This window comes from Colwellia sp. D2M02 (assembly GCF_018860755.1).
In the GTDB taxonomy this organism is placed as follows: domain Bacteria; phylum Pseudomonadota; class Gammaproteobacteria; order Enterobacterales; family Alteromonadaceae; genus Colwellia; species Colwellia asteriadis.
Genome location: NZ_JAHKPW010000075.1, coordinates 42,358 through 50,363 on the forward strand (window position 1 = coordinate 42,358; position 8,006 = coordinate 50,363).

Genomic DNA, 8,006 nt, shown 5'->3' on the forward strand with positions numbered 1-8,006 from the left:
CACTTAACGAGTTACTCAATGTCAAATGAGTAATAAATATCAGTTGAGTGTTCTAACCCACTGACGACCTCTAACCACAGGCGATTAAGTAAATACATTCGCACGGTGAGCTCGTTAATAGGTTTATCAATGCCGCGACCATACTTTAAGTAAATGCGGTTACCAATATAACCGCTAATAGTTGCTTGTGTGGTATCGCCATCACTTTCAGTATCAACAGAAACATCACTAATAAGTGGTATTTCTTCTATTACTTTAAATAAGCTTTCACTGCTACTGACCCCTAAACCAATTAGCATATTAGTGGCTGCTTCACTATTACTGCTATTACCGCCTGAATCTAAACTACGCCCTCGTACCAAGTAAGAGAGCATTTCAGATGTTTGCATGCTTGGTGTTGAAAATAATTGCATTTCTAAAGTGTCAGCTAAGCCAGTTACGGTTATGCCTACTTCAACATCTTCATTTTTAATATAACGACTTGCACGCAGGTTTACGTAAGGATTTTCAACGGGGCCATTAAAGGTTAGCTCGCCTTGGCTAATGGCGAGTCGTTGTCCATAAGCTTGGAAAGTTCCTTGGTCAGAGTGTATTCTGCCAAAAAGCTGTAGAGGGTTTTGCTCTTTTTGGCTAATGTGTAATTGTCCAAATAGCTGACTTTTTAAGCCTTGTCCTGATATTGTAAAAGCTTTGTCAATATTGACTTGAATATCTGTTTGTATATCTAAGCTTGCTGCTTTCTGAGTTAGTTCTTGGCCTTGTTGGTCAACAATAACGACATCATCACTTAACGTGACGCTACCCTCAGGAAGCTTTTCAATATTGTAATTACCTGAGAGTACGTCGAGTTTTCCGCTTACAAGTAGCACTTTATCATGCAAATTAAAGTTAAGAGTTGGCGCGACTTTCATGGTTAGTTGCGGTGGAAAAATTAAGGGAAGTTGCGGAGATTTTAGGTCTAAATCTAAGCTTAAACCTTGTTGCCAGGCGAGTTCACCGTTAATGTCGGCTTTGTTATTGTCAATATCAAAACTGGCGTCTAGTTGCGCAATGTTGTTTTTTATTTGCATTGCAGCGTTGATGTTTTGCAGTTTGTTTGGGTTTTCGCGTAACAGTAAATCACCTTGGTTTAGTTGTAAATTACCGCTAACTAAAGGAGATTGAAGTGAACCATGAATGGCTAACTCTGCAGACAATTCACCTTGTAAGCTAACAATAGCGCCACTGAAAGATTGAAAAGGCTGTAAATTAAAGTTATTTAACGCCATTTTCCCGCTAATAGGGAAGTCATCATTAAACTGCATTTTGGTATTCATATTAAGGAGTGCTAGGGCATTTTTATTGCTTAATACAAACTGGCTATTAAGTTGTTTTTCGTTGATGGTAAATGTTAACTTACCTTGGTGCCATTGGCTTACTTGCTGGTCGGTATATTCATCAATAACTTTAATGTTACCGCGTGATAATTCAAAGTTGCCACTGGCGTTTAAATTTTGAGTTGCAGACCAGGTAGCATTGAGTATGCCGTTTACCGTGCTTTTTAGTTGTACTTCTTTAGGTAAAAATAATTGGTCGATAATGCCTAAATCAATGTCGATGTTTAAGGTAACATCGCCAGTATTACCTAAGGTAGCATTTTGTGGTAAACACAGTTTAAGTCCTTCGCCTAAAATGCAGTGCTTCTCTAGTGAGAATAATTGTTTTTCGACGTCAATATCGAGTGAAAAACTGTGGTTATTTTGCCAAACGAATCCTTGATGACTAAAAGACACTTGCGCTATTTCACTTCGCCATTGCTTTAGGTTTTGCTGCCATTGGCCTTCAAAAGTAATCGCTCCGCCTAAATCACCTTGCCATGAAGTATCAACCTTATGTTGATTAATATCACCAGCTAAGCTGAAGGAAAATTGCTCTAAAGCAAGTGCTGTAGGCTCTGAGTCCTGTTTGTTTTGCTGAAGCGATAGTCTATCGCTACTGATATTTAGCTGTATTTCATGAGAGTTAAGAGGACGGTAGTCACCTTTTATCGTAATTTTATCACTTTGGAGCTGCTTAAAGGTAAAGTGAGCTAGTTCACTGTTAAGGTTAATCGTTGGATTACTCTGCTCACCCTGCACGGTAAATTTCGATTGTAGTGCCCCATGGATTTGATGATGCCATTGGTTTAAATTGTTAATGGTTAATTGACCGATAAGTTGCCAATTATCGCTTTTTTGGGCTTGTAGCGTTAATTCACTGTCATTAAAAAGTAGGTGTAAATGACTACTTTTTAATGCGCCAGAAGATACATGGCCTTCATTATTCAAAGTAATATCACCCTCAATAAGTAGAGGGCTGTTGTTGATGTTACCGGTCAGCTCAGTATTGTTAATTGATACATACCAATGGTTATTATTAATTAAGCCACTGCTATCAATTTGGCCATTTACTCGTCCCGCTAATTGTTGAAATGGCAAGGATGATAATAATTCCGCGGGCGCTAAGGTGGCTAAGTCTAATTCAGGTAGCGTAAAGCCTGTAGAGCTAGCATTGAGTTGCCATTGCACAATATTACTTATGTTAGTACGCGTATCAACACTACCTTGTAGGTTAAGTTGGCTGCTAGATTTTTGGTCATCAAAAGTTAGCTCCTCTATTGTGACTAAGCCTTGTTGATGTTTTGCGGCTATTGCAAAATCAGCATTGTTATAGCCGTAGCTATTAATATTACTATTAAGCGTTAGCGCTTGTTGCTTTATATCTCCTGAGGCTTTAAGCGTTACTATTGACGGTTGTGTCGACTGAGTAATAGATAATGGCAAAGGCAGCTTTTCAGCATTGAGTTGCACGGTAAAAGGCAGCTCTGCTTGTATTAAATTAAGCTGTGCTTGGCTGTTGAGTATTAAACTGCCTTGGCTTTGTAATGTTAATGCTAAATTATCTAAGCTACCTTGTATGTTAAGTGTTTGCGCTGAATTTGCTATTTCGGGCCAAAACTCAAGTTGATGTATTTGTGTAGTTAATTCAGCATTTACTTCATAGGGCATTGTTAAGGTTAATGATGCCGCTGCAGAGTTGATAGCATAATCTTGGGTTGTAAAGCTAAAGGCATCAATAGCTACGTTGTGCTGAGTCCAGCTCGCGCTTAAGGTATGATCATACGAGTGCCACAGTAGCGATTGTTGTGTCTCACTTTTTGTTTTAGTCGCTTTAGCTGTGTTTTTTATTACTTGTAGCTCAACCAGCGCTAATTCTTTTATCGTTAATGCTATGGGTAAATGCACTTCAGGTAAGTCGCTAATACTGCTATGAATAGCTGATAAAGCATCGCCTTTTGTTAGCGAATTAGGAGCCGTATTCATAGTGCTTTTATTCGCTAAACTTATATCGTCTTGCAATAGCGTGACGATAACCTGCTTAGCATTTGGAGTATTTATAGCAAAGTCGCTGTTATTAATCGCTACGCTACTGGTAAATTGTGAGACTGTAATGAGTGTATTGTTCAGTGTTATTTGGCTATTAGCTATAGTTAATTGGGGAGCGTCAATAGCAAACGGCATAGTGATTAATACATTATCGCTAGCGATATTAGTGTCTGTTGTGCTGTCTGACCAATGAGTTAATGTAAAGTCACTAATATTTAGCGAATCTATACAGAGTTTTTTCTGCCAAATACAGGAAAAATCAATAATGGCGACAGCATTTGTTGCTTCAATACTAAGGTTGCTAAAATTAAGGTGTATTGAATTTAACTCAATATCTCTAACGAGTGACCCTGCTTTATAGTCTGCTTCAAAGCCATCAATATTATTTAATAAGCTTAGCGTTAACTGCGTGCCCCACGGTGTAGTAACGAGAATGGTAAACAAGCACAGTAATAAGGTTGCATATTTAGCAATGCTAAAGCTTAGTTGTCTTTTGGTCATAGCTCTGCACCTAAACTAAAATGTAATCGCCAATTTTTATCTTCACCGTCAATGCCGTACGCAACATCAATTTTAATAGGGCCAACAGGCGACATATAGTGTAAACCTGATCCAATAGAGTAAACGGGCTCAAATTCTCCTTTATTATTAGCACTACCACCATCTGAAAACATGGCTACACGCCACTTTTCAGTGAGGTAATATTGATATTCAATACTGGCGACAAATAAACGCGTACTACCAACCACTATTTCTTCATTATCATTAGGGTCAGAAGATGCAGGTATAGTTGAAGCAATTGATTGATAAGCAAAACCACGAATACTTTGATCACCACCAGCATAAAAACGTAATGATGGTGCTAGTTGTGCATCTCGGTCAATAAATACAGCGCCAAGCTCTGCACGAGTAACAAGCCTATGTTTAGGCGCTAAAGTGGTTATGTAATTCCATTTACCATGCACCCGAAAGAAGCTATTGTCTGAGCCTGCATGTAAATGCGCTCCTTCAATATTGTAGGTTTGCCTAAATCCTTCACTTGGATCCAGCGGTGAGCCTGCACGGGTGGTGCTTGACCAAGTAATGCCTGGAATTACATAGCTGACTTTATCGACTTCACTCCAGCGTAAATTAGGTGTGTTTTCATCTAAGTTGTACTGCCATGCTTCTTCATGTAAACGTGTATAAAGCTCACGTTGCCAGTTATTTTTGTTGCTCAGTCGTCCTATTTGAATAGAGTGAAACTTAGTATCTAAATCGGCATATTCATCGTCTTCAACCATTACTTTAAATTGCAATAAATCATTTGTCGGGTGGCTTATAGGAATGCTGTAAATGAATTTACCGGTGGCGTTGACTGACGAGTATTTAAATCGGGTTTCTTGAAAATGGCCATATTTATTAAGTTTAGGGGTGCGCCAACCTGCTGATACTCTAAATAATGTGTCGGTGGCGTACCCTAAACCAAAGTCAAATAGGTGGCTTTTAGCTGGCGTTACAGTCACGTTAATAGGTACCAGAAACTGATGTTTTTCGGGCACTATAATTTTTTCACCTGGCAGCGCCAGAATGTTACCAAAATACTGACTTGCTTGTAATTGCTGTTGTAATTGGTGAAATGCCTTAGCACTGTAATATTGCTCGGGTTTAAATGGCACTAAGCTTTTTAGCAGCGCAGGCTCTAAGTCAAAATCGTTAAAGTTTACATGACCAAACTTATACCTAGGGCCACTTTCATACAGCAAAGTAATATCAGCATATTGATGATCATCTTTAATTGTTATCTTATGTTCAATAAATTTACCGTCGAAATAACCACGACGTAAGGCCAGCGATAATATGTCTGATTTTAGTGTGCTATAAACACTATGATTTAAGGTGTCACCTTGTTTAATCGGCTTTTGAGTGAGCAGTGCTTGAAAAGCTGAGTCGTTAAAGGCTTCGCCATTAATAATAATATGTACTTTATCAACAATTGTTGCTTTGCCGATGTTGATGGTCAGCGTTAACTTTTGCGGCGCAGACTTGTCCTGTTTATTGAGGTAGGTTATTTGGCTGGAAATATCTGCACGATAATAACCTAAAGCGTTTAAAGCATCACGAGTACTATTTTTTGCTGAGTATATAAAAGCAGAGCGCTCTAGATCTGTATTAGGTAATTGGCCTAAATGAGAGTAAATATTTTTACGAACCGCTTTAGGCATTTCACCATTTAGGGTAACGGTAAGGTTATTAGCGTAAACATTGTTAAAAAGTAGTAAACCTAAGAGGCAGGCCAGTATTAATTTACAATATGTCACAATATATTAAACCTGAAACCATGAAGTGTGCTGTTATTGATGTACTTTGTGCTCAAAAAATTATCAATGTACTGTTTAACTATTAATAAGTGAAAGCTTACGCTATAAAAGCACAATAAAGTAGTGATCTTTATGCTAACGCGCTAATAATTTAGTAAATAGATCTTAGGAGCTGTTGATCTTTCACGATTAACTTTTGTTCAAGCTAAAAGGGCTTTAAGCGCGTCGAGTAGTGTGTAACCTAGTCATTCTAAGCAAATACTGCTCAACAAAGCGGAAAACGCTTTTAGCCGACCCCTTCGGGTAGTGTTATCGCCTTTTTAGGTAACGTTACATTACAAAGGCTCTGCCTTGTATAAATGCCTAATAATTCGTTGCAAAAACAATCTCGAAAGATCAACAGCCGCTAATTGATCACTTGTATATCGCTTGTTTTTAAAAGCATAAATGCTATTGACTAAAATAAATGACTTTTTAGCAAAGAAAGCACTCGAATTTGATCCTATCTCACTATAGAATTACCCCCTTAAACTAATTTTGTTAGACAGGTATCTTCAATAGAAGTCGTTAATTATTATTTAACGTAATAGTTGACGAATAGCAGTCAATGTCTCGATAGCGCAATCAATAGGATTTTTCATGGCGGGTGTAAATAAAGTAATTATTGTTGGTAACTTAGGTAAAGATCCTGAGGTACGTTTTATGCCAAATGGCGGTGCGGTAGCGAATATTACCGTGGCTACGTCAGACTCGTGGAAAGATAAACAAACAGGTGAACAAAAAGAAAAAACTGAATGGCACCGTGTGGTAATGTTCGGAAAATTAGCCGAAGTTGCAGGTGAGTACCTTAAAAAAGGCTCAAAAGTTTATCTTGAAGGGCAATTACAAACACGTAAATGGACAAACCAACAAGGCCAAGATCAGTATACAACTGAAATTGTACTGCAAGGCTTTAATGGCGTAATGCAAATGTTAGACGGTCGCGGACAAAGTGGTGGTCAACAAGCTGGCGGTGGTTTCCAGCAACAAGGTGGTGGTTTCCAACAACAGTCTACCCCTCAACAGTCTGGTGGCTTCCAGCAACAGTCTGCGGCTCAACAACAAGGTGGCTTCCAGCAGCAAGCGGCACCACAGCAGCAAGGTGGCTACCAACAGCAATCTGCACCTCAACAACAGCAAGGTGGTTTTCAACAGCAAGCAGCACCACAGCAGCAAGCATATAATAAACCACAACAAGGTGGAGGCTTTGCACCACAGCAGCAAGCACCTAAAGTAAACCCACAAGAGCCATCAATTGATTTTGATGACGATATTCCGTTCTGAAACGTACCCTAGATAAGTTTTGTATGATTTTTCATTTAAAACCTAGGTAAAGCATAAAGTTATAAACTTAAAGCCCATAATATTAGTATAAATTTTGTGGGTTTTTTTATACATAAATATTGGTTATATCGTACCTTGAGTTTTTGTAAACTTTAATAAGTTTTCAAGGTAATTCTAAGTTTCTTATCAAGCAGTAAAACTTAAATATCATTATTTAGATATAAATGGGAATTAACAATTAAGTATAGCTTCTATCGGGGGAACTAACATTACTCATACTTAAGTTCTCCAAAAAGTCCAATCATAAGATCATCTTCTAAAACCTCATATGGAAGGTTTACATATTCTTTAGGGTGTCTTGGCTTTGCTTTCCCATCATGTGGTGCATTTTTAGTGTGACCTTGAACGAACTCACCATTTTCTTTTTCGTAAGGAAGTACAACAATTCGTCCATGGTTTTTAGATAGAATAGTTCCTCTTCTCCAAAGCGTATTTCCAGATTTTTCAGCTTCAGATAATATTCGTTTCATGCTAGCTAATTGAAGTAACTGATTTGCTCTTGGAAGTAATTCTTCTCGAATCTTAGACTTGGTTCTTCCCCAATGATCGGCTCCATTTAATCCGAATGCAGCAGCTATTTTTTCCCTATAAAAGTACTTGGCCGTTTGCTTTGAAGTGGCATAGTTAATTTGGCCACCTAATTAGAGATGTTATCATGCATCTCATAACTACTTAGGTGATACAAATGACAAAGAAGAAACGACCAACTTATAGCGCAGAGTTTAGGCTCGAAACAGCGCAATTGGTTATTGATGAAGGTTATACACAGGCAGACGCTGCACAAGCGATGAATGTAGGGAAATCAACCATCAGTAAGTGGGTAAATCAATTAGAGCAAGAGCGTGCAGGTAAAGCCCCTAAAGCTTCACCGATGACACCTGAGCAAATTGAAATACGAGAATTAAAAAAACGCATAGAA

5 protein-coding genes are annotated in these 8,006 nt (G+C 38.3%); 2 read left to right on the forward strand and 3 right to left on the reverse strand.

Annotated features, from left to right (window positions below; genetic code table 11):
• Positions 1-11 precede the first annotated feature (11 nt).
• Both KO495_RS14815 and KO495_RS14820 read right to left on the reverse strand, forming a co-directional pair.
• On the reverse strand, positions 12-3,905 hold the full coding sequence (locus tag KO495_RS14815) for a translocation/assembly module TamB domain-containing protein (protein ID WP_215981185.1): 3,894 nt from the start codon (positions 3,903-3,905) through the stop codon (positions 12-14).
• Positions 3,902-5,704: an autotransporter assembly complex family protein gene (locus KO495_RS14820; protein WP_354668390.1), complete on the reverse strand. Its 1,803-nt coding sequence runs from the start codon at positions 5,702-5,704 to the stop codon at positions 3,902-3,904. Before KO495_RS14820 ends, KO495_RS14815 begins: the two co-directional genes overlap by 4 nt.
• Before the next feature lie 639 nt (positions 5,705-6,343).
• Here KO495_RS14820 and ssb point away from each other — a divergent pair.
• Positions 6,344-7,027, forward strand: coding sequence for a single-stranded DNA-binding protein (gene ssb, locus KO495_RS14825; protein ID WP_215981186.1), 684 nt, complete (start codon positions 6,344-6,346; stop codon positions 7,025-7,027).
• Between the two features lie 269 nt (positions 7,028-7,296).
• Here the strand turns inward: ssb and KO495_RS14830 are convergent, their stop codons facing one another.
• The gene (locus KO495_RS14830; RefSeq protein WP_215981187.1) at positions 7,297-7,557 is read right to left on the reverse strand and encodes a hypothetical protein; all 261 of its coding nucleotides are present in this window, start codon (positions 7,555-7,557) and stop codon (positions 7,297-7,299) included.
• Between the two features lie 215 nt (positions 7,558-7,772).
• Between KO495_RS14830 and KO495_RS14835 the strand changes: the two genes are divergently transcribed.
• On the forward strand, positions 7,773-8,006 hold a 234-nt coding region (locus KO495_RS14835; protein ID WP_215981188.1), incomplete at its 3' end, for a transposase.